At 70.6% G+C, this 23,412-nt stretch carries 23 protein-coding genes; 15 read left to right on the top strand and 8 right to left on the bottom strand.

The window, feature by feature from the left end; genetic code table 11:
- Positions 1 to 70 precede the first annotated feature (70 nt).
- The 3 genes from ACZ5XZ_RS04055 (at position 71) to ACZ5XZ_RS04045 (ending at position 2,075) form a co-directional block, all read left to right on the top strand.
- Positions 71 to 304: a hypothetical protein gene (locus tag ACZ5XZ_RS04055; RefSeq protein WP_468974398.1), complete on the top strand. Its 234-nt coding sequence runs from the start codon at positions 71 to 73 to the stop codon at positions 302 to 304.
- 183 nt (positions 305 to 487) lie between these two features.
- The gene (locus ACZ5XZ_RS04050) at positions 488 to 1,078 is read left to right on the top strand and encodes an N-acetylmuramoyl-L-alanine amidase (protein ID WP_468974396.1); all 591 of its coding nucleotides are present in this window, start codon (positions 488 to 490) and stop codon (positions 1,076 to 1,078) included.
- Positions 1,079 to 1,142: 64 nt separating this feature from the next.
- Positions 1,143 to 2,075, top strand: a complete 933-nt coding sequence (locus ACZ5XZ_RS04045; protein WP_468974394.1) for a 1-aminocyclopropane-1-carboxylate deaminase/D-cysteine desulfhydrase — start codon at positions 1,143 to 1,145, stop codon at positions 2,073 to 2,075.
- Between the two features lie 62 nt (positions 2,076 to 2,137).
- On the opposite strand, the gene ACZ5XZ_RS04040 is transcribed toward ACZ5XZ_RS04045, so the two are convergent.
- Entirely contained in the window at positions 2,138 to 3,739 is a 1,602-nt protein-coding gene (locus tag ACZ5XZ_RS04040; protein WP_468974392.1) for a Na+/H+ antiporter, read from the bottom strand.
- A gap of 212 nt (positions 3,740 to 3,951) precedes the next feature.
- On the opposite strand from ACZ5XZ_RS04040, the gene ACZ5XZ_RS04035 reads away from it, so the two are divergent.
- The 4 genes from ACZ5XZ_RS04035 (at position 3,952) to ACZ5XZ_RS04020 (ending at position 6,507) form a co-directional block, all read left to right on the top strand.
- The gene (locus tag ACZ5XZ_RS04035; RefSeq protein ID WP_468974390.1) at positions 3,952 to 4,212 is read left to right on the top strand and encodes a UBP-type zinc finger domain-containing protein; all 261 of its coding nucleotides are present in this window, start codon (positions 3,952 to 3,954) and stop codon (positions 4,210 to 4,212) included.
- Positions 4,213 to 4,310: 98 nt separating this feature from the next.
- Entirely contained in the window at positions 4,311 to 4,799 is a 489-nt protein-coding gene (locus ACZ5XZ_RS04030; RefSeq protein ID WP_468974388.1) for a GNAT family N-acetyltransferase, read from the top strand.
- Between the two features lie 291 nt (positions 4,800 to 5,090).
- On the top strand, positions 5,091 to 5,504 hold the full coding sequence (locus tag ACZ5XZ_RS04025; protein ID WP_003985353.1) for an ATP-binding protein: 414 nt from the start codon (positions 5,091 to 5,093) through the stop codon (positions 5,502 to 5,504).
- Positions 5,505 to 5,547: 43 nt separating this feature from the next.
- Positions 5,548 to 6,507: an RNA polymerase sigma factor SigF gene (locus tag ACZ5XZ_RS04020; RefSeq protein WP_468974899.1), complete on the top strand. Its 960-nt coding sequence runs from the start codon at positions 5,548 to 5,550 to the stop codon at positions 6,505 to 6,507.
- Between the two features lie 276 nt (positions 6,508 to 6,783).
- Here ACZ5XZ_RS04020 and ACZ5XZ_RS04015 read toward each other — a convergent pair whose 3' ends face one another.
- Positions 6,784 to 7,254: a hypothetical protein gene (locus ACZ5XZ_RS04015; RefSeq protein WP_468974386.1), complete on the bottom strand. Its 471-nt coding sequence runs from the start codon at positions 7,252 to 7,254 to the stop codon at positions 6,784 to 6,786.
- A 96-nt stretch (positions 7,255 to 7,350) separates the two neighbouring features.
- Between ACZ5XZ_RS04015 and ACZ5XZ_RS04010 the strand changes: the two genes are divergently transcribed.
- Positions 7,351 to 8,334 (top strand): diacylglycerol/lipid kinase family protein, encoded by a 984-nt coding sequence (locus ACZ5XZ_RS04010; protein WP_468974384.1) that lies wholly within the window; start codon positions 7,351 to 7,353, stop codon positions 8,332 to 8,334.
- A gap of 319 nt (positions 8,335 to 8,653) precedes the next feature.
- On the top strand, positions 8,654 to 8,911 hold the full coding sequence (locus tag ACZ5XZ_RS04005) for a WhiB family transcriptional regulator (protein ID WP_003983230.1): 258 nt from the start codon (positions 8,654 to 8,656) through the stop codon (positions 8,909 to 8,911).
- Positions 8,912 to 9,190: 279 nt separating this feature from the next.
- Here the strand turns inward: ACZ5XZ_RS04005 and ACZ5XZ_RS04000 are convergent, their stop codons facing one another.
- On the bottom strand, positions 9,191 to 10,663 hold the full coding sequence (locus tag ACZ5XZ_RS04000) for a sensor histidine kinase (protein WP_384491986.1): 1,473 nt from the start codon (positions 10,661 to 10,663) through the stop codon (positions 9,191 to 9,193).
- 327 nt (positions 10,664 to 10,990) lie between these two features.
- The gene (locus tag ACZ5XZ_RS03995) at positions 10,991 to 11,620 is read right to left on the bottom strand and encodes a TetR/AcrR family transcriptional regulator (protein WP_468974382.1); all 630 of its coding nucleotides are present in this window, start codon (positions 11,618 to 11,620) and stop codon (positions 10,991 to 10,993) included.
- A gap of 144 nt (positions 11,621 to 11,764) precedes the next feature.
- On the opposite strand from ACZ5XZ_RS03995, the gene ACZ5XZ_RS03990 reads away from it, so the two are divergent.
- The 3 genes from ACZ5XZ_RS03990 (at position 11,765) to ACZ5XZ_RS03980 (ending at position 15,290) form a co-directional block, all read left to right on the top strand.
- Positions 11,765 to 12,538 carry an SDR family oxidoreductase gene (locus ACZ5XZ_RS03990; protein WP_468974380.1) on the top strand — a complete coding sequence of 258 codons (774 nt, stop codon included), beginning with the start codon at positions 11,765 to 11,767 and terminating at the stop codon, positions 12,536 to 12,538.
- A 327-nt stretch (positions 12,539 to 12,865) separates the two neighbouring features.
- Positions 12,866 to 13,648, top strand: a complete 783-nt coding sequence (nagB, locus tag ACZ5XZ_RS03985) for a glucosamine-6-phosphate deaminase (protein ID WP_468974376.1) — start codon at positions 12,866 to 12,868, stop codon at positions 13,646 to 13,648.
- 316 nt (positions 13,649 to 13,964) lie between these two features.
- Positions 13,965 to 15,290, top strand: a complete 1,326-nt coding sequence (locus tag ACZ5XZ_RS03980) for an ATP-binding protein (protein WP_468974898.1) — start codon at positions 13,965 to 13,967, stop codon at positions 15,288 to 15,290.
- Between the two features lie 125 nt (positions 15,291 to 15,415).
- Here ACZ5XZ_RS03980 and ACZ5XZ_RS03975 read toward each other — a convergent pair whose 3' ends face one another.
- The 4 genes from ACZ5XZ_RS03975 to ACZ5XZ_RS03960 all read right to left on the bottom strand — a co-directional run bounded on the left by ACZ5XZ_RS03975 (position 15,416) and on the right by ACZ5XZ_RS03960 (position 20,189).
- Positions 15,416 to 16,975 carry a glycoside hydrolase family 3 protein gene (locus tag ACZ5XZ_RS03975; protein ID WP_468974373.1) on the bottom strand — a complete coding sequence of 520 codons (1,560 nt, stop codon included), beginning with the start codon at positions 16,973 to 16,975 and terminating at the stop codon, positions 15,416 to 15,418.
- An 8-nt stretch (positions 16,976 to 16,983) separates the two neighbouring features.
- The gene (locus tag ACZ5XZ_RS03970) at positions 16,984 to 17,814 is read right to left on the bottom strand and encodes a carbohydrate ABC transporter permease (RefSeq protein ID WP_468974372.1); all 831 of its coding nucleotides are present in this window, start codon (positions 17,812 to 17,814) and stop codon (positions 16,984 to 16,986) included.
- A complete protein-coding gene (locus ACZ5XZ_RS03965) occupies positions 17,811 to 18,827 on the bottom strand; it encodes a carbohydrate ABC transporter permease (RefSeq protein WP_468974370.1) in 1,017 nt (338 codons plus the stop codon). Before ACZ5XZ_RS03965 ends, ACZ5XZ_RS03970 begins: the two co-directional genes overlap by 4 nt.
- A gap of 93 nt (positions 18,828 to 18,920) precedes the next feature.
- Positions 18,921 to 20,189, bottom strand: coding sequence for an extracellular solute-binding protein (locus tag ACZ5XZ_RS03960; RefSeq protein WP_468974367.1), 1,269 nt, complete (start codon positions 20,187 to 20,189; stop codon positions 18,921 to 18,923).
- A gap of 241 nt (positions 20,190 to 20,430) precedes the next feature.
- Between ACZ5XZ_RS03960 and ACZ5XZ_RS03955 the strand changes: the two genes are divergently transcribed.
- The 3 genes from ACZ5XZ_RS03955 (at position 20,431) to mctP (ending at position 23,272) form a co-directional block, all read left to right on the top strand.
- The gene (locus tag ACZ5XZ_RS03955) at positions 20,431 to 21,189 is read left to right on the top strand and encodes a GntR family transcriptional regulator (RefSeq protein WP_468974897.1); all 759 of its coding nucleotides are present in this window, start codon (positions 20,431 to 20,433) and stop codon (positions 21,187 to 21,189) included.
- 137 nt (positions 21,190 to 21,326) lie between these two features.
- A complete protein-coding gene (locus ACZ5XZ_RS03950) occupies positions 21,327 to 21,587 on the top strand; it encodes a DUF3311 domain-containing protein (protein ID WP_384433880.1) in 261 nt (86 codons plus the stop codon).
- Positions 21,584 to 23,272, top strand: a complete 1,689-nt coding sequence (gene mctP, locus ACZ5XZ_RS03945; RefSeq protein ID WP_468974365.1) for a monocarboxylate uptake permease MctP — start codon at positions 21,584 to 21,586, stop codon at positions 23,270 to 23,272. Before ACZ5XZ_RS03950 ends, mctP begins: the two co-directional genes overlap by 4 nt.
- Positions 23,273 to 23,412 lie beyond the last annotated feature (140 nt).

The raw sequence follows: 23,412 nt of genomic DNA, 5'->3' as shown, positions 1-23,412 counted from the left end.
CCTGGCACGGGAACCCCACGGCCGTCCGCGCCGTTGATCCCTTACGACACGGACCTCACGGAGGTGGCACATGTCAGGGTTTCTCGACCGCGCCAAGGAACAGGCCCAAAAGGGGCTGGCGCAGGGCAAACAGAAGGTCGACGAGGTGCAGCAGCACCGGCACGGCAACGACCTGCTGAAGAAGCTGGGCGCTGCGTACTACGCCGAGCACCGGGGCAGCGGTTCGCCCCAGGCCACCCAGGACGCGCTCAGCGCGCTGGAGGCGCACATCAGCGCGCACGGGAACGGGTTCCTGCACGGCTAGGCACGGGCCCACCCGACCAGTCGGGGGCCGGGCGTCCCGGTGGCGGCCGAAACCGCTCGTACGGGCCCCGAACGACCGGTCCGTTTAATTCCGTTCCGCTCCCTCGGTGCCGGACCGTCCCGTACAAGCGAGGCAGGAGGCGGTGCGCGGCCGGCGGCCGCCGCGCACGCATCGGAGTGGGCCATGTCCCGACCGCTGTCCGCCGAACGGTTCCTCGACGCGCTCAGGTCCGAGGGGCTGCGGGTCGTCGAGACCGACGGCTGGAGGACGCACAACCGCGACGACAAGGGGGCCTGGGGCCCGGTGCACGGCGTGATGGTGCACCACACCGGCACCTCCGGCGCCGAGCGCACCGTCCGGCTCTGCCGCGACGGCCGGCCCGATCTGCCCGGCCCGCTGTGCCACGGCGTGATCACCAAGGACGGCACGGTGCATCTGGTGGGCTGCGGCCGCGCCAATCACGCGGGCCTCGGCGACGGCGACGTACTGCGCGCGGTGATCGCCGAGAAGCGGCTGCCGCCGGACAACGAGGCCGACACCGACGGCAACCGCGTCTTCTACGGCTTCGAGTGCGAGAACCTCGGCGACGGCGAGGACCCCTGGCCCGAGGTCCAGCTGGAGGCGCTGGAGCGGGCAGCGGCGGCGGTGTGCCGGGCACATGGCTGGGGGGAGCGTTCGGTGCTCGGCCATCTGGAGTGGCAGCCGGGCAAGGTCGACCCGCGCGGCTTCACGATGGACGCGCTGCGCGAGCGGATCGGCGCGCTGCTGAAGTGAGCGGCCGGCCGGGCGCGGACGTCCGCCTGAGCACACGACGGGCCGGCGCCGCCCCCGCGCGACAATGGGCCGCGTGACCCGCACCGCCCCCGATCCGCCGCCCGGCCTCCGCGCGCTGCGCCCCCGGCTGCCCTCGCCCCTGCAGGAGATCGAGGACGGGCCCTTCGCGCGCCGCGGCGTGCGGCTGCTGCTCAAGCGGGACGATCTGATCCATCCGGACCTGCCGGGCAACAAGTGGCGCAAGCTGGCGCCCAATCTGCGGGCCGCGGCCGCCGCAGGCGAACGCGCGCTGCTGACCTTCGGCGGCGCGTACTCCAACCACCTGCGGGCCACCGCGGCGGCCGGCCGGCTGCTCGGCTTCGCCACCATCGGCGTGGTCCGCGGCGACGAGCTGGCCGGCGCACCGCTCAACTGGTCGCTGGCCCGCTGCGCCGCCGACGGGATGCGGCTGCACTTCATCGACCGGGCCGCCTACCGCCGCAAGGCCGAGGCGGACGTGCTCGACGCGCTGCACGACCGCTTCGGCGCGTTCCGCGTCATACCGGAGGGCGGCAGCAACGCCCTCGCCGCACAGGGCTGTGCGGAGCTGGGCCGGGAGCTGCGCGGCGCCGCGGACACGGTCGCGGTGGCCTGCGGTACGGGCGGCACCCTGGCCGGACTGGCCGCCGGCCTGGCACCCGGCCAGCGGGCCCTGGGCGTCCCCGTACTCAAGGGCGGCACCCCGCACTTCCTCCAGCAGACCGTCGAGGAGCTGCAGCGCGCGGCATTCGGGGCACCGCGCGGCGACTGGCGGCTGGAGACCCGCTTCCACTGCGGTGGCTACGCCCGCAGCACCCCGCAGCTCGACGCGTTCGCCGACGCCTTCGCAGCGCGGCACGGGCTGCCCCTGGAGCGGGTCTACGTCGCCAAGCTGCTCTACGGGCTGACCACGCTGGCCGAGGAGGGCGCCTTCCCGCGGGGCAGCACGGTCGCCGCGGTCGTCACCGGCACGCCGTGAGGCACCGGGCGGAAGGCGCCGGGTGAGAGCCCCCGGGTGAGAACCGCCGCCCGCCCTCCGGGCTACTCGGCGCCCTCCCGGTACGCCGCCGCCTCCTCCAGGTCCAGCCTGCGCAGCAGCGTGCGCATCATCTCGTCGTCGATGCGCCGGGCGTCGCGCAGCCGGACGAAGACCCGTCGCTCGGTGTCGATCATCTCCCGGGCCAGCCGGCGGTAGGTCTCGTCGGCGGACTCCCCCGTGACCTCGTTGACCGCGCCCAGCCGCTCCCACACCGAGTTGCGGCGCCGCTCCATGACGGTGCGCAGCCGGTCGGCGAGCGGGCCGGGCAGCGCGTTGCGCTCGTCCTGGAGCAGTTCGTCCAGGCGCTCCTCGGCGGCCCGCGAGGCCTCGCTCTGGGCCTGGGCCTCGGCGAGCGTCTCGGCCTGGGCGTCCCGGCCGGGCAGCCGCAGCGCACGGATCAGCGGCGGCAGCGTGAGGCCCTGGACGACGAGGGTGGCGATGACGGTGGTGAAGGTCAGGAAGAGCACGAGGTTGCGCGCGGGGAAGGGGCCGCCGCCCTGCACCGTGGCCGGGACGGAGAACGCGATGGCCAGCGACACCACGCCGCGCATCCCGGCCCAGCCGACGATGACCGGCGCGGTCCAGGTCGTGTCGGGCTCGCGGGTGCGGATCCGTGCCGACAGCAGGCGCGGCACATAGGTCGCGGGGAAGACCCAGACGAAGCGGGCCACGACCACGACCAGGAAGACCACGACCGCGTACCAGAGGGCCTGGCCCCCGCTGAACTCCCCCAGGCCGCGCAGCACGACCGGCAGCTGCAGTCCGATCAGCGCGAAGACGGCCGACTCCAGCAGGAAGGAGATCATCTTCCAGACGGCCTCCTCCTGCAGCCGGGTCTCGAAGTCGACCTGCCACGAGCGGTGCCCCAGATAGAGGGCCACCACGACGACGGCGAGCACCCCGGAGGCCCCGACCTGCTCGGCCGCCGCGTAGGCGACGAACGGGATGAGCAGCGACAGGGTGTTCTCCAGCAGCGCCGACTCGCGCAGCCGGACACGCAGCCAGTGCAGCGGCACCATCAGCACGACACCGATGCCGATGCCGCCCACGGACGCCAGGGCGAACTCCTCGATCCCGTCGCCCCAGGTGGCACCGATCCCGACGGCCGCGGCCACCGCCACCTTGTAGGCGGTGATCGCGGTGGCGTCGTTGACCAGCGACTCGCCCTGCAGGATCGTCGTGATCCGGTGCGGCAGCCCGAGCCGGCGGGCGATGGCGGTGGCCGCGACGGCGTCCGGCGGGGCGACGACGGCGCCCAGGACAAGGGCCGCGGTCAGCGGCAGATCCGGGACGAGGAGGTAGGCCGCATAGCCGACCACCAGCATCGCGAACAGCACATAGCCCACCGACAGCAGCGCGACCGGCCGCAGGTTGGCCCGCAGGTCCAGGTAGGAGCTGTCCAGGGCGGCGGTGTGCAGCAGAGGGGGCAGCACCAGCGGCAGCACGATGTGCGGATCGAGGGGGTAGTCCGGGACACCGGGGAGGGCGGACGCCGCGAGCCCGGCGGCCACCAGCAGCAGCGGCGCCGGCACGGGCGTCCGGCGCGCCAGCCCGGCCACCGCCGCGCTCCCCGCGACCAGCAAAAACAGCGGCATCACAGCCATCGGCCCGTCCCGTCCCCGTACCCGTCGCCATCCGTCCCGGCGATCTAACCTGGCCATCATGAGCGAGCGCAGCGAGCGAATCATGCAAAGGTGCGTGCCTGGCGAATGCGGGGCCGAGCGAAGTGAGGTTTCGGCGTGAGCGAGCGCGGCGAGCGAACCATGGAAAGGTGCGTGCCTCGCGAATGCGGGGCCGAGCGAAGTGAGGTTTCGGCATGAGTGAGTGCACGCACATCGCCGACCTGCCGGGCGCCGAGCCGGCCCCGCTGAGCGCGACCTGCCTGGAGTGCCTGGCCGTCGGCAGCCACCCCGTGCAGCTGCGCCTGTGTCTGGCCTGCGGCCATGTCGGCTGCTGCGATTCCTCGCCGTACCGGCATGCGACGGGGCACTTCGAGGAGACCGGCCACCCCGTGATGCGGACGTTCGAGCCGGGTGACGCCTGGCGCTGGTGCTTCGTCGACCAGCAGCTGGTGTGACTCGGGAGCCGGTGCGCGCCGCCCGGCGGTGCGACCGGGAGCCGGTGCGCGCAAAAAGACGGGTGAAACATTCGGCAGGGTCCGTTTAGCCTTCACCTATGATCCGCGAAGCGACCCCGGACGACGTCCCCGTCATTCTCGCCATGATCGGCGAGCTGGCCGCCTACGAGCGCGCCCCCGAGGCCGCGCAGGCCACCGAGCCGCAGCTGAAGGAGGCCCTCTTCGGCGCGCAGCCGGCCGCCTTCGCACTGATCGCCGAGGGGGGCGGCGCCCCGGTGGGCTTTGCCCTGTGGTTCCGGAACTTCTCCACCTGGACGGGCACGCACGGTGTCTATCTGGAGGACCTCTACGTCCGCCCCGAGGCGCGCGGCGGCGGCCACGGCAAGGCGCTGCTCGCGGCCCTCGCGAAGATCTGCGTGGACCGCGGATACGAGCGTTTCGAGTGGTCAGTCCTGGATTGGAATGAACCGTCCATCGGTTTTTACCGGTCGATCGGTGCACAGCCCATGGACGAATGGACCGTCTTCCGGCTCACTGGAGAGGCACTGCACAACCTGGCAGCCGACCCGCGCGTCAACGGAGCGTAATCGGCCTCGATTTGGCAGTGCACACCCCTAGCCACTGTCCGTACCCGCAGTTTTACAATCAGTGACAGCTAAGGTATGCGGCGGCCTCGGGGTCGATGCCGCCCGGAGACGGCCGTGCCTCTTCCGGGCGACACCGGCCCGCAGATCGCGATAGCGTCACAGCCGAACCATGTGCCGCGCCGGATCGTTCTCCTTTCATCCGACAGGAGAAAGCGCCGGAGCGAAATATCCCGAACAACGCGAATATCGCGCATTCCAGCTCAACCAGCTTGTGCCACCTTGGAGGTGAGGGTGTCCCAGATCGCAGGCGAGCCCGGGACTCAGGACTTCGTGGAAGTCCGTCTGCCCGCTGCGGGTGCCTACCTGTCCGTGCTGCGTACGGCCACGGCCGGGCTCGCAGCCCGCTTGGACTTCACCCTCGACGAGATCGAGGATCTGCGCATCGCGGTCGACGAGGCCTGCGCGATCCTGCTGCAACAGGCCGTCCCCGGCAGTGTGCTGAGCTGCGTCTTCCGCTTGATCGACGACGCACTGCAGGTGACCGTGTCCGCCCCGACGACCGACGGCCGTGCCCCGGAGCGCGACACCTTCGCCTGGACGGTGCTCTCCGCACTCGCCGGCAAGGTCGATTCCACCGTCGCCGAGGACCGTACGGTCACCATCAGTCTGTACAAGGAGCGCGGCGCCGGTCCCGGACCGTCATGACCGAACAGGGGGCCCCGTGAAAGATCTCGAACGCGGCGGGCGGATGGCGTCGAGCGCGACCATCCCCGAGCAGCAGGCCCGGCCGCATCCGGTGGGAGTGGACGACCACGGCGGCCATTTGGACGCGGCGGAGCAGGCGGAGCGGGCAGACCACATGGACCACAGCGAGCAGCAGGGTCAGCAGGTGCATCGGCAGGACGCGCCCGCTCCCGACGACAAGCTGCACCACCAGCAGCATTCCCAGGAGCCGCAGGACCGCAGCGGCGCCCGGGCGATGTTCTACGAGCTGCGCAAGCTGCCCGAGGGCTCCCCGGAGCGGGCGGAGCTGCGCAACACCCTTGTCCGCATGCACCTCCCGCTCGTCGAGCATCTGGCCCGGCGGTTCCGCAACCGCGGCGAGCCACTGGACGATCTGACCCAGGTCGCCACCATCGGCCTGATCAAGTCGGTGGACCGCTTCGACCCGGAGCGCGGCGTGGAGTTCTCCACGTACGCCACCCCCACCGTGGTCGGCGAGATCAAGCGGCACTTCCGCGACAAGGGCTGGGCGGTCCGCGTTCCGCGTCGCCTCCAGGAGCTGCGGCTGTCGCTGACGACGGCGACCGCCGAGCTCTCCCAGCGGCACGGCCGGGCGCCGACCGTCCATGAGCTGGCCGAGCATCTGGCGATCTCCGAGGAGGAGGTCCTGGAGGGCCTGGAGTCCGCCAACGCGTACAGCACGCTCTCCCTGGACGTGCCGGACACGGACGACGAGTCCCCGGCCGTCGCCGACACCCTCGGCGCCGAGGACGAGGCGCTGGAGGGTGTGGAGTACCGCGAGTCCCTCAAGCCGCTGCTGGAGGACCTCCCGCCGCGCGAGAAGAAGATCCTGCTGCTGCGCTTCTTCGGCAACATGACCCAGTCGCAGATCGCCCAGGAGGTCGGCATCTCCCAGATGCACGTCTCCCGGCTGCTGGCCCGCACCCTCGCCCAGCTCCGCGACAAGCTGCTCGTGGAGGAGTAACAAGCACCCCCGCGGAGCGGGGCGGGCCCCGGCGATCACGGCAATGCCACCCTGGCCGGTCCTGCACCAACCCCGCGGGCAATGCGGTCCCGGCCACACCCCACCGCTGGGCACCGCCCCGGCCCCCTGCGGAATACCGCCCCGGCCGCGCCCCGTTGTGGCTCGTAGGGGGCCCTCGCGCCCCCTACGGGATCCGTTCCCCGCCCCCCTACAGGTATCGCGGCACGACGTCTCTCGCGGCTTGCGGAGCCGTACGTCGCCTGCTCGCCTGCTCGCCTACGGGTTCTCGCGCGGCCCGATGCCCAGTGCCTCGGTGGCTGTCGGGTTGACCAGCAGGACGAGCACGACGAGCGCGGCGACGGCCAGTGCGATACCGGCGGCGATCAGCGCCCCGCCACCGTTGACCAGCGTCCAGGCCACGGGCAGCGCGACGATCTGCGTGATCAGCGACGGGCCCCGGCTCCAGCGGCGGCGCAGCCACAGCCCCCGGGCCGCGACCAGCGGCAGCGCGGCGAGCGCGAGGACGGTCAGCCCGCCCATCTCCGCCTGCCGCGGGCTGTCCGGCGAACCGGCCAGCCCCATGATCAGCATGTACGCACCCAGTGCCGCGAGCGCGGCTCCCTCGACCGCGGTGAGCGCCGCCGCGGCGCTCAGCCGGGCAGGGCGCGGCCCGGACGGCTCGTTCGGCGCGGCCGCGGCGGGGGCGCCGGCCGCTCGCCGCGCGGACTGTTTCTGCTGACTGCTCACCCCAGCAGGGTAGCGCCGGCCCTCCCCCAGCCCGGGGATGCCCCGGATCCGGACGGGGCGTGAGGCGGGTACCAGCAGGTAGGTACGCTGCTGCACATGCGCGCACTCCTCGTGGTCAATCCCGCTGCAACCACCACCAGTGCCCGCACCCGCGAGGTACTCGCCCACGCACTCGCCAGCGACCTCGAACTGGAGGTCGCCGAGACCCGCTACCGCGGGCACGCCCGCGATCTCGCCCGGCAGGCCACCGAGGGCGGGGAGACCGAACTGGTGGTGGCGCTCGGCGGGGACGGCACGGTCAACGAGGTCGTCAACGGTCTGCTGGCGAACGGCCCCGACCCGGACTCGCACCCGCGGCTGGCCGTCGTCCCCGGCGGCTCCACCAATGTCTTCGCCCGCGCGCTGGGACTGCCCAACGACGTCGTGGAGGCGACCGGCGCCCTGCTGGACGCGCTGCGCGACGGCAGCGAGCGCACGATCGGCCTGGGCCTGGCCGCCGGCACCCCGGGCACCGAGGACGAGGGCGTACCGGAACGCTGGTTCACCTTCTGCGCGGGCTTCGGCTTCGACGCCGGCGTCGTCGGCCGGGTCGAGCAGCAGCGGGAACGCGGCAAGCGTTCGACCCACGCCCTGTACGTGCGACAGGTCGTACGGCAGTTCCTGGGCGAGGCGAACCGCCGCCAGGGGGTCATCACCCTCGAACGTCCGGGCGGTGACGACGGTGCCGCGGAGCTCGTCGAGAACCTGGCGCTGGCCATAATCTGCAACACCGCTCCGTGGTCCTACCTGGGCAATCGGCCGATCTACCCGTCCCCGGACGCGTCGTTCGACACCGGGCTGGACCTGTTCGCACTGAGCAAGCTCTCATCCCCCGCGGTGGCCCGTTATGTCACCCAGCTGCTGACGTCAACACCCGAGCGCGGCCCCCATGGCAAGCACGCACTCTCACTTCACGACCTCACGAACTTCACCTTGCATTCGCAGGTTCCACTGCCCTTCCAGATGGACGGTGACCACCTGGGGCTCCGTACGAGTGTGACGTTCACAGGCGTTCGCCGTGCACTGCGTGTGATTGTGTGAGCAGTAGGGCCCAAAGTCCTTTCACTCGAACGTTTAGGCTGGTTCCCACCCCCTGGAATGACGGCTGTGACCGAGGCGACACCAAGGAATCAAAAAAAAGTTTCCGGAAGGGGTTGTATCCGCAGCCGAGGTTTGCGAGTCTCTTCATGGCGATCGGGACGGCCGCTTTACCGGCCCCCTTGAGAGCCCGAATCCCCCTCCTCATTCACAGGACCGCACCAGTTCACAGCTGGAGATCGGGCCTTCCCTTGTGGAGGGATTCGTGAAAGCGTTCACATTCACAAGCAACGATCCCGTCACACGAGGAGATGGAGCAGCCATGGACTGGCGTCACCGCGCCGTTTGCCGCGAGGAAGACCCCGAGCTCTTCTTCCCTATCGGCAACACCGGTCCTGCGCTGCTGCAGATCGAGGAAGCCAAGGCCGTCTGCCGCCGCTGCCCCGTCATGGAGCAGTGCCTGCAGTGGGCGCTCGAGTCCGGCCAGGACTCCGGCGTCTGGGGTGGTCTGAGCGAGGACGAGCGCCGCGCGATGAAGCGCCGTGCAGCTCGCAACCGGGCGCGCAACGCCAGCGCCTGAGCCAGCCGCCCCGTGGCCCCCGAGCCGCAGCGCGCAGTACACCCGATGCACATCGGCGCCGAATAGCCCGGTCGTTATCGCATCGCAATAGCTTTGAGCCCCGGACCGTATGGTCCGGGGCTTGTTGCTGTTCGGGCCGGGTCCCTTTCCCCTTGTCGGAGGGGATATCGGTTCCGCCTCAGTACGGTCTCGAAACCGCTTCGCCGTACGGCTTTCCCGTCAACCTTTCCGTGCCGGTCCGCCGTACCGCTCCCCCGTCCCGATATACCGCCGCGCGCCTCAGTGCTGCTTCTCGGGGCGCACGGGCACGTCCAGGACGACCTGGGTGCCGCGCCCGGCCGCCCGCACCATGTCGAACTTTCCGCCCAACTCGCCTTCCACCAGGGTCCGTACGATCTGCAGCCCCAGGTTTCCGGCGCGGTGCGGGTCGAATCCCTCGGGGAGCCCGCGGCCGTTGTCCTGAACGGTGACCAGCAGCCGCGGCTCGGTACGGCTGCCGCCGCGCACCGCGCCGACCTCGACGATGCCCTGTTCCGCCTGGTCGAAGGCGTGCTCCAGGGCGTTCTGCAGCACCTCGGTGAGCACCATCGACAGCGGCGTGGCCACCTCCGCGTCCAGGATGCCGAAGCGGCCGGTGCGGCGGGTGATCACCTTGCCCGGGGAGATCTCCGCGACCATGGCCAGCACCCGGTCCGCGATCTCGTCGAACTCGACCCGTTCGTCGAGGTTCTGGGACAGCGTCTCGTGCACGATCGCGATCGAACCGACCCTGCGTACGGCCTCGTTGAGGGCCTCGCGGCCCTGTTCGGAGTCCATCCGGCGGGACTGCAGCCGCAGCAGTGCGGCGACCGTCTGCAGGTTGTTCTTCACCCGATGGTGGATCTCCCGGATGGTGGCGTCCTTGGTGATCAGTTCCCGCTCGCGACGTCGCAGTTCGGTGACATCGCGCAGCAGCACCAGCGAACCGATGTGCGTGCCCTTCGGCTTGAGCGGGATGGCGCGCAACTGGATCACGCCGTCGCTCCCCTCGACCTCGAACTCCCTGGGGGCCCAGCCGCTGGCGAGCTTGACCAGGGCCTCGTCCACCGGGCCGCGCGCGGGTGCCAGTTCGGCGGTGGCCTGGCCCAGGTGGTGGCCCACCAGGTCGGCGGCGAGCCCGAGCCGGTGGTAGGCGGAGAGCGCGTTGGGGCTGGCGTACTGGACGACGCCGTCCGCGTCGAGCCGGATCAGCCCGTCGCCGGCGCGCGGCGAGGCGTCCATGTCGACCTGCTGGCCCGGGAAGGGAAACGTTCCGGCAGCGATCATCTGGGCGAGGTCGGAGGCGCTCTGGAGGTAGGTGAGCTCCAGCCGGCTGGGGGTGCGCACGGTCAGCAGATTGGTGTTGCGGGCGATCACGCCGAGCACCCGGCCCTCGCGGCGTACCGGAATGGACTCAACCCGTACCGGCACTTCCTCTCGCCACTCCGGGTCGCCCTCGCGTACGATGCGGCCCTCATCCAAGGCGGAGTCCAGCATCGGACGTCGTCCCCGGGGAACGAGATGGCCCACCATGTCGTCCTGGTAGGAGGTGGGCCCGGTATTGGGGCGCATCTGGGCGACGGAGACGTAGCGGGTGCCGTCGAGGGTGGGGACCCACAGCACGAGATCGGCGAAGGAGAGGTCGGAGAGCAGCTGCCACTCCGAGACCAGCAGATGGAGCCACTCGAGGTCGGAGTCGCTCAGAGCGGTGTGCTGGCGGACGAGATCGTTCATGGAGGGCACGTCTTGGAGCCTACCGGCGTACGGTGTATGTGTTGTGCCTGCACGGGCATGGACAAGTAAGAATGGTCTAGTCCAGAATTCAGCAAAGCCTCCGTTCTCCCCGCACAGGAGAGCGGAACGAGGCCGACGGCGCTCTCTGCCCTGACTGCGCCAAGGCCTCCGATCGACCGGCCCCAGGACGGGGTGGCGCCCCTACCGCACATGGGGACACCCTCCGCCCGTAAGGCGGGGCCGGCCGATGTCAGCTCCGGGCTGCGGTGCCGGACAGGTTGAGGGTCCTGTCCCGGCGCCGCGGCCCGCGGGTGTTTTCGGGGGCCCTCAGGCCTTCGCCCCGCTCGCCGCCCGCGGCCAGGCCGCCATCGCCAGCTCGGCGATCGCCGCCAGCTCCGTCCGCTCCGCACCGTCCCGCGCCTGCTGGGACATGCCCTGGATGACGACTCCCACGAAGCCGGCCAGCGCACCGGCGTCCGTATCCGCCGGGAGCTCCCCCGTGGCGATGTCCGCCCGGATGGCGCCGGCGAACTCCCTGATGTTCGACAGCCTCATCTCCCGCAGGAAGTCGGCGACTTCGGTGGACGCGGGGGAGATGTTCAGCGCGGCACTGATGACCAGGCAGCCGCGCGGGCGGCCGGGCAGGGTGTATTCGACCGCGGCCTCGCGCAGTGCGCGTCCGACGCCGCGGCGGGCGGTCGGCTCCTCGGCCACGGCTCGGGAGATGAAACCTCCGTAGAGCCGCCCGTACTCGGCGACGACCTCGTCGAACAGCGCCCGCTTGTCGCCGAAGGCGGCATAGAGGCTGGGGGCGCTGATGCCCATGGCGCGGGTGAGGTCGGCGATCGATGTGGCCTCGTAGCCCTGCTCCCAGAAGGACCGGACCGCCCGCTCCAGCGCCGTCTCGCGGTCGAAGGACCGGGGCCGGCCACGCTGCTTCGTTTCCTTGGTCGCCATGGGAGGAATTTTATAGCGGTCGGTACGGAACGCGTGCTACGGTCTTTCTGTAGCGAGCGATATAGAAATAGGTCGCTCGGCGGTCGGGAGCTGCACGCGATCTCGCACGGACGCGCGCACGCACGAACAGGGAGGGGCACGGCCATGGGCGCGCTCAGCGGCAGGACGGCACTGGTGACAGGCGGCAGCAGGGGGATCGGCCGGGCGATCTCCGAGCGGCTGGGGAGGGACGGCGCGCGGGTCGGCGTGCATTACGGCCGCGACGAGACCGCGGCGAAGGAGACGGTCTCGACGATCGAGGCGGCGGGGGGCCAGGCCTTCGCGGTCCGGGCGGAGCTGGGCGCGCCGGGAGACGCCGAAGCGCTGTGGTCCGCGTTCGACGAGCAGGCCGAGGGCCTGGACATCCTGGTCAACAACGCCGGGATCAACACAGCGGTGGACGGGACGCTCAAGCGGATCGGCGAGGTGACGGCGCAGGACTTCGACCACCTCTTCGCGGTCAACACCAAGGCGCCGTTCTTCATCGTCCAGCACGGGCTGTCCCGCCTGCGGGACGGCGGGCGGATCATCAACACCTCGACGGGCCTGACCCGCGGCGCGGCCAAGCCCGAACTGATCGCCTACGCCATGACCAAGGGCGCGCTCGACGTGTTCACCTCGACGCTCGCCAAGGACCTGGGCCCGCGCGGGATCACGGTGAACGCGGTGGCCCCCGGGGCGGTGAACACCGATATGAACGCCGGCTGGCTCAGGGGCGAGGCCAACACCGAAGCGCAGCGGCGACTGGCGGAGATGTCCCCGCTGGGCCGGATAGCGCAGGCCGACGACATCGGCGACGTGGTGGCCTTCCTGGCCTCGGACGACAGCCGCTGGGTGACGGGGCAGTGGATCGACGCGACGGGAGGCGCCCTGCTCTGACGGCGCATGGCCCGCCCTTGGGGACTCGCGGCCTCGATCCTCCGGGCCATGGGCGCCTCCGGGCCATGGACGCCTCCTCCCGGACTGAGCGCCTCCGGATCATGGGCGCCTCCCGGCCTGGGCGCCTCTCGACCTTGGGGCCTCGTCGCTCACCTCCCCCTCCCCCTCCCGACGGCACCTGTTCCGGCGGTCTTCCGGTCACCCGAACGACGGGAAAACGTGTCTCGGCGTTCGCAGGCGCCGTCGGGACCCGGGGCCCACCCTCTGATAGATTGGTCTATACCACATGACCATATGAGTCCACTCTCCAGAACGGCAGGCCAAAGCGTGGAAGTTGTCATCGTTCCGGACGCCAGGGCAGGCGGCGAGCTGATCGCGGAGGCCATCGCGGCTCTGGTGCGCCGCAAGCCCGACGCGCTGCTCGGTGTGGCCACCGGCTCGACCCCGCTGCCCATCTATGAGGCACTGGCGGCCAAGGTCCGGGCCGGCGCCGTGGACGCCTCGCGGGCCCGCATCTGCCAGCTCGACGAGTACGTCGGCCTGCCGGCCGGGCACCCCGAGTCCTACCGTTCGGTGGTGCTGCGCGAGGTGGTCGAGCCGCTCGGTCTCGGCGAGGACTCCTTCATGGGCCCCGACGGCACGGCTCAGGACGTGCAGGCCGCCTGCGAGGCGTACGACCGTGCGCTGGGCGAGGCCGGCGGGGTGGACCTCCAGCTGCTCGGCATCGGTACGGACGGGCACATCGGCTTCAACGAGCCCTGCTCGTCGCTGGCTTCCCGCACTCGCATCAAGACGCTGACCCAGCAGACCCGGGAGGACAACGCCCGGTTCTTCGACAGCCCCGACGAGGTCCCCCACCACGTCATCACCCAGGGCATCGGCACCATCCTGGAGGCCCGCCACCTGGTGCTGCTCGCCACGGGCGAGGGCAAGGCGGACGCCGTGGCCCACGCCGTCGAGGGTCCGGTCGCCGCGCTGGTCCCGGCCTCGGCACTCCAGCTCCACCCCCACGCCACGGTCGTCGTCGACGAGGCCGCGGCCGCCAAGCTGAAGCTCGCCGACTACTTCCGCGCCACCTACGCCGCCAAGCCGGAGTGGCAGGGGCTCTAGGAGGTTCCTCTCCGGTCTCCGTACCCCCGGCCACGGCGTCTTCGGGCGGCCGGGGTCGGAGGCGGGCAACGCGATACCTCGCGCAGTGGAGCGACTCGGACGGTGTGCACGGCCGGGCGGCGATTCCACGCTTACTGCCGGTTTATGGCCTCTTTGAGCAGGATGGGTGAGGCGCGGCAACTGTCGTGCGCTGTGAGGTATCTGAGGAAGGTTCAGCCGTGCGCTCACCCGTGGTCCAGGTTTCGGTCGCCGTGCCCGCCGCTCCGGGTCGTCGGGGCTGAGCGCCGTGGCAGCCTCGGCCCAGCAGCCCGCGCCGGTGACCGTACCTCCGAAGCCCACCCGGAGTCCGAAACCCACGGGGAGTCCCAAACCCACGGGGAGTCCGCAACCCACGGGGCGTTCGGAGACACCCCAGAGCCTTGAGCCGCCCCGGAGCCCTGAGCCCAGCCGGAGTCCTGAGCCGCGCCGTCGTCCCGCGCCGTGGTTGCGGCCGACCATCCGGATACGGCTGACGCTCCTGTACGGCGGCATGTTCCTGATGGCGGGGATCGTGCTGCTGACGATCATCTACATCCTGGCGGCCGACACCCTCAAGGACGGCACCCCCGAGTTCAGGGTCTTCGGCAGTGACGTCAGGGTGGGCAACATCGACTGCCCCGACCTGCCGGCGGTCGGCACGGCCGGCGAGATCAACGCGGCGATCGGCGACTGCATCCAGGACCAGCGCGCACTGGCGCTGAACACCTTCCTGCACCGCTCGCTGATCGCTCTGGTGGGTCTGACGGTGGTGGCGTTCGCGTTTGGTTATGCGATGGCGGGGCGGGTGCTGGCGCCGTTGGGGCGGATCACGCGTACGGCGCAGCGGGTGGCGGGTTCGGATCTGCATCGCAGGATCGAGTTGGGTGGGCCGGATGACGAGCTGAAGGAGCTTGCGGACACCTTCGATGAGATGTTGGACCGGTTGGACCGGGCGTTTGAGTCGCAGCGGCGGTTTGTGGCGAATGCGTCGCATGAGTTGCGGACGCCGTTGGCGATCAATCGGACGCTGTTGGAGGTGCAGCTGGCCGATCCGGGGGCGTCGGCGGAGTTGACGCAGTTGGGCAAGACACTGCTGGCGACCAATGAGCGCAGTGAGCAGTTGGTGGAGGGTCTGTTGTTGCTGGCCCGTAGTGAGAACAGGGTCGTGGACAAGCGGCCGGTGGATCTGTCGGAGGTGGCCGCGCAGGCGGTGGAGCAGATGCGGGGGGAGGCGCAGGCCAAGGGGGTTGCGCTGCGCGGGGTGCGGCAGCAGGTCTTTGTGCAGGGCAATGGTGTGCTGCTGGAGCGGATCGCGCTGAATCTGGTGCAGAACGCGGTGCGCTACAACGTCGCCGAGGAGGGCTGGGTGGAGGTGACCACCGAGCCGGGGCCGGGGTGTGCGGTGCTGGTGGTGGCCAATACCGGGCCGGTGGTCCCCGCCTATGAGGTGGAGAACCTCTTCGAGCCCTTCCGGCGGCTGCGCACCGAGCGCACCGGCAGCGACAAGGGCGTGGGTCTGGGCCTGTCCATCGTGCGCTCGGTGGTGCGCGCCCACGACGGCAGCATCACCGCCGAGCCCCGCGAGGGCGGCGGCCTGACCATGCGCGTCGTCCTACCGCAGTAGGCCCAGTAGGCGCTGTAGGCCCAGTAAGCGCAGTAGGAACCGAGTCGTCAGGCGGCCGAGGGTGCGGGTGCGCTCGGCCGCCGTCCCGGGGCGGCCGAGCGCGGGGGACCGTCGCCGCGCGGACTTCAGGTGCGGTGTGCCGGGGTGCGGCGGGTGAGGGTTTCGGCGGCGGCCTGACCGCAGACGCGGGCGGCGCCGTGGGTGGCGAGGTGCAGGGCGCCTCGGGGCGGGGCCTGGGGGACGCCCATTTCGACGACGGCGGTGTCGGGACGGGCGGTGAGCAGGGCGTCAACGGCGTCGGCCATCCAGGGGTGGCGGTGGACGTCGCGGACGACGGCGACCACGCGTCGGCCGGCGGCCGCAGCGAGCAGGCCGTCGACCAGGGCCCGGGTACCGGCGCGGGCGGCGGATTCGGCGGTGTAGGCGGCGGTTTCGGTGCCGGGTACGAGCCGGGCCAGCTCGGCGCCGACGCCCCAGGGGGTGTCGTCGCCCACGGCGATGTTGGCCAGCGGTGTGAAGGCGGCGACGTGGGCGGGGCCGGTGAGCGGCTCGTAGGGACGGCCGGCGGTGGTGACGCGCAGCGCCCGCCGGGCCGCGGTCAGGCCGATCCCGGGTGCGGGCGCGGCCCCCTCCCCCGCGCCCGCACTCCGTGTCCAGCGCGCCAGGGCCCGCACCCGCGCTGCGGCGTCGGCGAGCCGCTCCTCCGGCAGCTCGCCGTCGCGCACCGCCCTCACCAGGGCGTCCCGCAGCCGCAGCACGGTGTCCTCGTCGGCCAGTCCGCCGCCCACACAGATCGCGTCGGCGCCGGCCGCGACGGCCAGCACGCTGCCGCGCTCGATGCCGAAGGTGGCGGAGATGGCCTGCATCTCCATTCCGTCGGTGACGATCAGCCCGTCGAAGCCCAGACCGCCCTCGCCGGCCGGCGCGCGCAGCAGGCCGTGCAGGGCGGCGGGGCTGAGCGTGGCCGGGCGGTCGCCGTCCAGGGCGGGCAGCAGGATGTGCGCGCTCATCACGGCCCGGGTGCCGGCGGCGACGGCGGCGCGGAACGGCACCAGTTCGCGTTCCTGGAGGGTGGGCAGGTCGGCGGCGATGCGCGGCAGGTCGTGGTGGGAGTCGACCGCGGTGTCGCCATGGCCGGGGAAGTGCTTGGTGCAGGCGGCGACGCCCGCCGACTGCAGCCCCTCGACGTAGGCGGCCGTGTGCCGGGCGACCAGCTGCGGGTCGGCGCCGAAGGAGCGGACGCCGATGACCGGATTGGCGGGGTTGGAGTTGACGTCGGCGGAGGGCGCCCAGTTGAGGTTGACACCGCAGTCGGCCAGCCGGCGGCCGAGCTCGCGGGCGACGCCGCGGGTCAGGGCGGTGTCGTCCACGGCGCCCAGCGCGTGGTTGCCGGGGAAGGAGGAGCCGCCGCGCACTTCGAGGCGGGTGACGTCGCCGCCCTCCTCGTCGATGGCGACCAGGACGTCCTCGCGTGCGCCGCGCAACTGGGCGGTGAGGGTGGCGAGTTGCGCGGGGTCGGTGATGTTGCGGCCGAAGAGGCCGACGGCGGCCAGGCCCTCGTCGAGCCGGCGCAGCAGCCAGTCGGGGGCGGCGGTGCCGGTGAAGCCGGGCTGGAGGACGGCGAGCGCGTCGCGGGTGAGGGTGTCGGTGGCGCGTACCGAGCGTGCGGAGCCTACGGGAGTCATGGACTGCGTTATCCCTTCACTGCGCCGGAGGTGAGACCGCCGACCGCCTTGCGTTGCAGGAACAGGAAGAGGACCAGGATCGGGACGGCGAAGATCGAGGCGGCGGCCATGGTGGCGCCCCAGTCGTCCCCGAACTGGCTCTGGAACTGCGAGAGCCACAGCGGCAGGGTGCCCATGGCCGGCTCCTTGTTGAGGACCAGCACGAGCGGGAACTCGTTCCACGCGGTGATGAAGCCGAAGAGGGAGGTGGCCATCAGTCCGGGTGCCAGCAGCGGGAAGACGACCTTGAGGAAGGCCTGGCGGCGGGAGCAGCCGTCGACCATGGCGGACTCCTCCAGTTCCTTGGGCACCGCGGCGACATAGCCCCGCAGGGTCAGCAGGGTGAAGGGCAGCACCATCAGCAGGTAGAAGCAGGTGAGCGGTACCAGGCTGTTGAGCATGTCCGCGTCCCGGACGATCAGGTAGATCGAGATCACCATGACCTCCCAGGGGGCCATCTGGGCGACCATGAAGGTCAACAGGATGCCGCGGCGTCCCTTGAAGCGCATACGGGTGAGCGCGAACGCCCCGCACAGCGCGACGACCAGCGACAGTCCGACGGCGAGCACGGTCACGAGGACCGAGTTCCCGGCCAGGGTCCAGAAGTTCGGGGCGTGCACGGCGGTCGCGAAGTGCTCCAGGGTGCCGTGGAAGGGGAACCACACGGGGTCTTCGCTGATGATGTCCCGGGTCGGCTTGAAGGCCGTGTTGAACATCCAGTAGACCGGGAAGACGAAGCCGGCGGCGAGCACGAGCGCCGTGGCGTTGGGCCAGATGCGGCCGGCGAGGGAGGGCTTCACCGCTCGTTCTCCTCTTGCTGTTCCTGCTTGAGCGTCAGACGCAGGTAGTACGCGGTCATGGCCAGCAGCACCAGGATCGTCAGCAGCGAGATCGCGGCGCCCATGCCGAAGTGGAGGTTGCCGACGCCCTCGGTGAAGGCGTAGATCGGCAGTGTTTCGGTGAGCCGGTCCGGGCCGCCCTCGTTGATCGCGAAGATCTGCGGGAACGCCTTGAAGACCCAGATCACTTCGAGGAACGTGGTGGCCAGGAAGAAGGGCTTGAGGAAGGGGAAGGTGACCGAGGTGAAGACCTGCCAGGTGCCGGCGCCGTCCATCCGGGCGGCCTCGTAGAGCTCCCTGGGGATGGTCGTGGTGGCCGCGTAGAGGTTGAGCGCCACGAACGGCAGCGACTGCCAGACGATCAGCACGGTGATCACGAAGAAGGTCGACAGCTGGGTGCCGACCCAGTCGTAGTGGGCCATCGCATGCCAGCCGAGCCGGTCCAGCACCCAGTTGACGACGCCGTAGCGGGAGTCGAAGAGCCACTGGAAGACGGTGGTGGCGGCGATCACCGGCATGGCCCAGGCCAGCACCAGCGCGAGGGAGAGCACCAGCCGCATCTTCTTGCCGAGCCGGGCCAGCAGCAGTCCGATCAGCACGCCCAGCACCATGATCAGGATGACGTTGACCGCGGTGAAGACGATGGTGCGGCCGGTGACCCGCCAGAACTGCTCGCTGCCCAGGACCTCCTGGTAGTTGCCGATCCCCCGCCAGTCGGTCAGATGCTGGATCAGCTCCTTCATGTTGAGGTTCTGGAAGGAGAGCAGCAGGTTGCGGACCATGGGCCAGCCCAGGAAGACCGCGGTGGCGGCCAGGGCGGGCAGCAGCAAGAGGTACGGGGTGCGGCGGGCCGGGGGGCGGGGCGCGCCGCGGGCGGCCCGTCGGCCTCCTGCGCCGCGGCGGGCGGGCGGATCGCCGCCCTTGCCGGTTCGCGGCACGGCCTTGGCCGCCGCGTCGTCGAGCTGCACTGCCATGGGTCGCTGCTCCCCCTTGTTGCCGTGGAACCTCGGTGCGCCGGCGGCGGGCGTACGGGGCCGGTGCCGGCCGGCCCCGTACGCGGCCGGGGCCTACTGCTTGGCGAGCCGTGCGTTGACCTCGGACTCGATGTCCTTGGCGGCGTCGGCCGGGGACGTGCCGTTCAACACGGCCGTCATATAGCTCTTGATGGGGTTCGGTACGTTCTCCACCGCGGCCCACTGCGCGATCAGCGGGGTGGTGCCGCCGGACTGCTGCGCCGCGGGGGCGGCGGCAGCGGCCGCCGGGTTCTCCTTGGCGGCGCCGGCCAGGTCCGGGGACTTGGGGGTCCAGCCGGACTCCTTGACCATCTGCCCGTCGTTCTCCTTCGACAGGGCGATCTTCAGGAATTCCTTGGCGAGTTCCTGGTTCTTGCCCATGCCGGCGACCGCGAAGTTGGAACCACCGAGGAATACACCCTCGGGCTTGGCCGCGGTCTCACCGGGAATGGTGAAGAATCCGATGTCGTCCTTGATTTTCGGGTTGGCCTTGACGGCGGTGGCGGCCTCGTAGCCCATGGCGATGACGGCGCCGGTCTTCCCCTTGGCGAAGACCTCGGCCTGCTGCGGGGTGGCCTCGTCCTTGTTCTTCGGCGCGGTGCTGAAGGCCTGGTACTGCTTGTAGACGTCCATGGCCTTGGCGACCTTGGGGTCGCCGAGGTTGGAAACCCATTTGCCGCCCTGCTTCTTCACCAGGTCGGCGCCGGTGCCGATGGTCAGCCCGTCGAGGAAGTACCAGTTCTGGCCGGGGAGGTACAGCGGCTCGGCGTCGGTCTTCCGCTTGATGGCGTCCAACGCCTTGAACAGCTGGTTGCGGGTCTTGGGGAGGTCCTTGAGCCCCGCCTCGGCCCAGATCTTCTTGTTGTACATGACCACGCGGTTTCCGGCGTACCACGGCAGCGCGTACTGCTTTCCGTCGACCAGCGAGGCCTTGTTGAAGGCGTCGTTCCAGTCGGCGCCGATCTCCTTCTTCAGATCGCCGAGGTCGGCCAGCGCGCCGGCCTTCGCATAGGCGGCGGTCTGGGTGTTACCGATTTCGACGACGTCCGGCGGGGTGTCCTCGGAAAGTGCGGTGCTCAGCTTCTGCTGAATTCCGTTCCACTGCTGGACCTTGAACTCGACGGTGGCTCCGGTCTTCTTCTTGAACTGCTCGGAGACCTGCTTGCTCCACTGCTCCGGGTTCGAACCGCTCATCACCCAAACGGTCAGCTTCTGGCCCTTGAAGCCATCCGCGCCCGCCTTGTTGCCGTCGCTGGACCCACAGGCAGCGACACTCACCAGCATTCCCGCGACCGCCGTCGCTGCTATGAGCCCACGCTTCATTGCGCTCTCCCCTAAAGGCCGGGTGTGGTCTTTAATGGTTTAGACCAGTGCCCGCAGCTTGGCCTAGACCTTTTGGGGTGTCAAGGGTGTATAAGAGTCGCTGTCAGGTCCGTTACCGGACCGACATCCGGCACGCCGGGACCTGCGAGGGAGCACAACGAACCCACGCGTGCCACGATGTGAGCCGCTACGTACGGAGGAGCCGGTGACGGCAGCACGACAGGCGTCGGAGAGGCGGGCCATGGAGACCGACGGGGGCAGCGCGGAGAGCGGCGGCGGCACGCGGACCGCACGGGTGCCCAAGTACTACCGCCTCAAGCGGCACTTGCTGGAGATCACCGAGACCCTGCCGCCCGGCACCCCGGTACCCCCCGAGCGCACCCTCGCCGCGGAGTTCGACACCTCCCGCACGACAGTGCGCCAGGCGCTGCAGGAGCTGGTCGTCGAGGGCCGGCTGGAGCGCATCCAGGGCAAGGGCACCTTCGTGGCCAAGCCCAAGGTCTCCCAGGCGCTGCAACTGACGTCCTACACGGAGGACATGCGGGCCCAGGGCCTGGAGCCGACCTCCCAGCTGCTGGACATCGGCTACGTCACCGCCGACGACCGGCTGGCCGGCCTGCTCGACATCGCCCCCGGCGGCAGGGTGCTGCGCATCGAGCGGCTGCGGCTGGCCAGCGGCGAGCCGATGGCCATCGAGACCACCCACCTGTCGGCCAAGCGCTTCCCCGCGCTGCGCCGCAACCTGGTCAAGTACACCTCCCTCTACACCGCGCTGGCCGAGGTCTACGACGTCCGCCTCGCGGAGGCCGAGGAGACCATCGAGACCTCGCTCGCCACCCCGCGCGAGGCCGGTCTGCTGGGCACCGACGTCGGCCTGCCGATGCTGATGCTCTCGCGGCACTCGCTCGACGCGCAGGGCCGGCCGGTGGAGTGGGTGCGCTCGGTCTACCGCGGCGACCGCTACAAGTTCGTGGCGAGGCTGCAGCGCCCCACGGAGTGAACCCGGCCCGCCGACCGCTCCTCCCCCGCGCGGATTCTTCGTACCGATATGCGGACAGCTAGTGACGCGTGCCACGGCTCTGCCATAGATTTTCAGCCGATTGCACAGGAGTTCGCCGCCACGGACGGAGCCACGCGATGCCAGAGCCAGCCGAATCCCCCAGCAGCAGACCCGTCGTCACACCCACACGTGTGGTGGCCGGACTGTGCCTGCTCGCTCCGTTCGTGGCGACGCTGTGGGTGAGTTCCTACGCCCGGATCGAGCCCACGCTCATCGGGATCCCGTTCTTCTACTGGTACCAGATGCTGTGGGTGCTGATCTCGACGGCGCTGACGACGGTGGCGTACAAGCTCGTGCAGCGTGAGCAGCGCGCCCGCAAGGGCGGTGCGGACCAGTGACCGACGCGATCCTCACACCGGGTGCCTCCACCGCGCTCGCGGCCTCCTCGACCCAGGGCGTCAACGGCGTGGCGCTCGCCGTGTTCGTCTTCTTCTTCCTGGCCGTGACGGTCATGGGATTCCTGGCGGCCCGCTGGCGCAAGGCCGAGCAGTCCGCCAACCTCGACGAATGGGGCCTGGGCGGCCGGAGCTTCGGCACCTGGGTGACGTGGTTCCTGCTGGGCGGCGACCTCTACACCGCCTACACCTTCGTGGCCGTACCGGCGGCGATCTACGCGGCGGGCGCGGCCGGCTTCTTCGCCGTCCCGTACACCATCCTGGTCTACCCCCTCATCTTCACGTTCCTGCCCCGCCTGTGGTCGGTCTCGCACAAGCACGGCTACGTCACCACCTCCGACTTCGTCCGCGGACGCTTCGGCTCCAAGGGCCTGTCGCTGGCCGTGGCACTCACCGGCATCCTGGCCACGATGCCGTACATCGCGCTCCAACTGGTCGGCATCCAGGCCGTCCTGGACGTGATGGGCATCGGCGGCGGCGCGCACACCAACTGGTTCGTCAAGGACCTGCCGCTGCTGATCGCCTTCGCGGTGCTGGCCGCGTACACCTACTCCTCCGGCCTGCGCGCGCCCGCCCTGATCGCCTTCGTCAAGGACGGGCTGATCTACCTGGTCATCATCGTGGCGATCGTCTACATCCCGATCAAACTGGGTGGTTTCGACCAGATCTTCGACGCGGCCGGCAAGGCGTTCGCCGAGCCCGGCGCCGTCCCCGGCAAGCCGCGCGGCGAGCTGACCAGCGGGCCCAACGCGCAGTGGGCGTACGCGACCCTGGCGCTCGGCTCGGCGCTGGCGCTCTTCATGTACCCGCACTCGATCACCGCCACGCTCTCCTCGCGCAGCCGCAACGTGATCCGCCGCAACACCACGATCCTGCCCCTGTACTCCCTGATGCTGGGCCTCTTGGCGCTGCTCGGCTTCATGGCCGTCAAGGCCGGTACGGACATCCAGGGCAACCCGCAGCTGGCCATCCCGCAGCTGTTCGAGGACATGTTCCCCAGCTGGTTCTCCGGCGTCGCGTTCGCCGCGATCGGCATCGGTGCGCTGGTCCCGGCGGCCATCATGTCGATCGCCGCGGCCAACCTGTTCACCCGCAACGTCTACAAGGACTTCCTCAAGCCCGGCGCCACGCCCGAGCAGGAGCACAAGGTCGCCAAGCTGGTCTCCCTGCTGGTCAAGGTCGGCGCCCTGGTCTTCGTCCTCACCATGGACAAGACCGTCGCGATCAACTTCCAGCTGCTGGGCGGCATCTGGATCCTGCAGACCATGCCGGCCCTGGTCGGTGGCCTGTTCACCCGCTGGTTCCACCGCTGGGCGCTGCTGACCGGCTGGGCGGCCGGCATGCTCTACGGCACGCTCGCGGCGTACGGCGTCGCGAGCCCGACCCAGGCCCACTTCGGCGGCTCCAGCAAGGAGATCCCCGGCATCGGCGAGATCGGCTACATCGGCCTGACCGCCTTCGTCCTGAACGTCGTGGTGACGGTCGTCCTGACGTTCGCCCTGAAGGCCATGAAGGCCCCTGAGGGCGTCGACGAGACCAGCCCCGGCGACTACACCGCGGACGCCGGCGACGAGGGCGTCTCGGCGGAACTGCCGCCGGCCACGGCGGGGGCACCGGCGGGGCACTGAGGCGCCGGACATCCACGCGGAATGGGCCGCTGCGGCCCCCCGGGGTGGAGCGGGCCCCTCGCACGGGGGGAGGTGTTCGTTCCCCCCATCCTTTCGCGGCTCGGTTTTCCCGGTGATGTCCCCGGGGTCCAGGCGGGTGA

It is taken from the genome of Streptomyces sp. NPDC033270, assembly GCF_055576575.1.
Note: the sequence above shows the minus strand (reverse complement) of the source record. Positions and strands in the feature narration are given on the sequence as shown.

Excerpts from the sequence above, each read along its gene's own strand:
- ACZ5XZ_RS04055 (WP_468974398.1), top strand. The coding sequence starts at position 71 with ATGTCAGGGTTTCTCGACCGCGCCAAGGAACAGGCCCAAAAGGGGCTG.
- ACZ5XZ_RS04050 (WP_468974396.1), top strand. The coding sequence starts at position 488 with ATGTCCCGACCGCTGTCCGCCGAACGGTTCCTCGACGCGCTCAGGTCC.
- ACZ5XZ_RS04045 (WP_468974394.1), top strand. The coding sequence starts at position 1,143 with ATGGGCCGCGTGACCCGCACCGCCCCCGATCCGCCGCCCGGCCTCCGC.
- ACZ5XZ_RS04040 (WP_468974392.1), bottom strand. The coding sequence starts at position 3,739 with ATGGCTGTGATGCCGCTGTTTTTGCTGGTCGCGGGGAGCGCGGCGGTG.
- ACZ5XZ_RS04035 (WP_468974390.1), top strand. The coding sequence starts at position 3,952 with ATGAGTGAGTGCACGCACATCGCCGACCTGCCGGGCGCCGAGCCGGCC.
- ACZ5XZ_RS04030 (WP_468974388.1), top strand. The coding sequence starts at position 4,311 with ATGATCCGCGAAGCGACCCCGGACGACGTCCCCGTCATTCTCGCCATG.
- ACZ5XZ_RS04020 (WP_468974899.1), top strand. The coding sequence starts at position 5,548 with ATGGCGTCGAGCGCGACCATCCCCGAGCAGCAGGCCCGGCCGCATCCG.
- ACZ5XZ_RS04010 (WP_468974384.1), top strand. The coding sequence starts at position 7,351 with ATGCGCGCACTCCTCGTGGTCAATCCCGCTGCAACCACCACCAGTGCC.
- ACZ5XZ_RS04005 (WP_003983230.1), top strand. The coding sequence starts at position 8,654 with ATGGACTGGCGTCACCGCGCCGTTTGCCGCGAGGAAGACCCCGAGCTC.
- ACZ5XZ_RS04000 (WP_384491986.1), bottom strand. The coding sequence starts at position 10,663 with ATGAACGATCTCGTCCGCCAGCACACCGCTCTGAGCGACTCCGACCTC.
- ACZ5XZ_RS03995 (WP_468974382.1), bottom strand. The coding sequence starts at position 11,620 with ATGGCGACCAAGGAAACGAAGCAGCGTGGCCGGCCCCGGTCCTTCGAC.
- ACZ5XZ_RS03990 (WP_468974380.1), top strand. The coding sequence starts at position 11,765 with ATGGGCGCGCTCAGCGGCAGGACGGCACTGGTGACAGGCGGCAGCAGG.
- ACZ5XZ_RS03975 (WP_468974373.1), bottom strand. The coding sequence starts at position 16,975 with ATGACTCCCGTAGGCTCCGCACGCTCGGTACGCGCCACCGACACCCTC.
- ACZ5XZ_RS03965 (WP_468974370.1), bottom strand. The coding sequence starts at position 18,827 with ATGGCAGTGCAGCTCGACGACGCGGCGGCCAAGGCCGTGCCGCGAACC.
- ACZ5XZ_RS03960 (WP_468974367.1), bottom strand. The coding sequence starts at position 20,189 with ATGAAGCGTGGGCTCATAGCAGCGACGGCGGTCGCGGGAATGCTGGTG.
- ACZ5XZ_RS03955 (WP_468974897.1), top strand. The coding sequence starts at position 20,431 with ATGGAGACCGACGGGGGCAGCGCGGAGAGCGGCGGCGGCACGCGGACC.
- ACZ5XZ_RS03950 (WP_384433880.1), top strand. The coding sequence starts at position 21,327 with ATGCCAGAGCCAGCCGAATCCCCCAGCAGCAGACCCGTCGTCACACCC.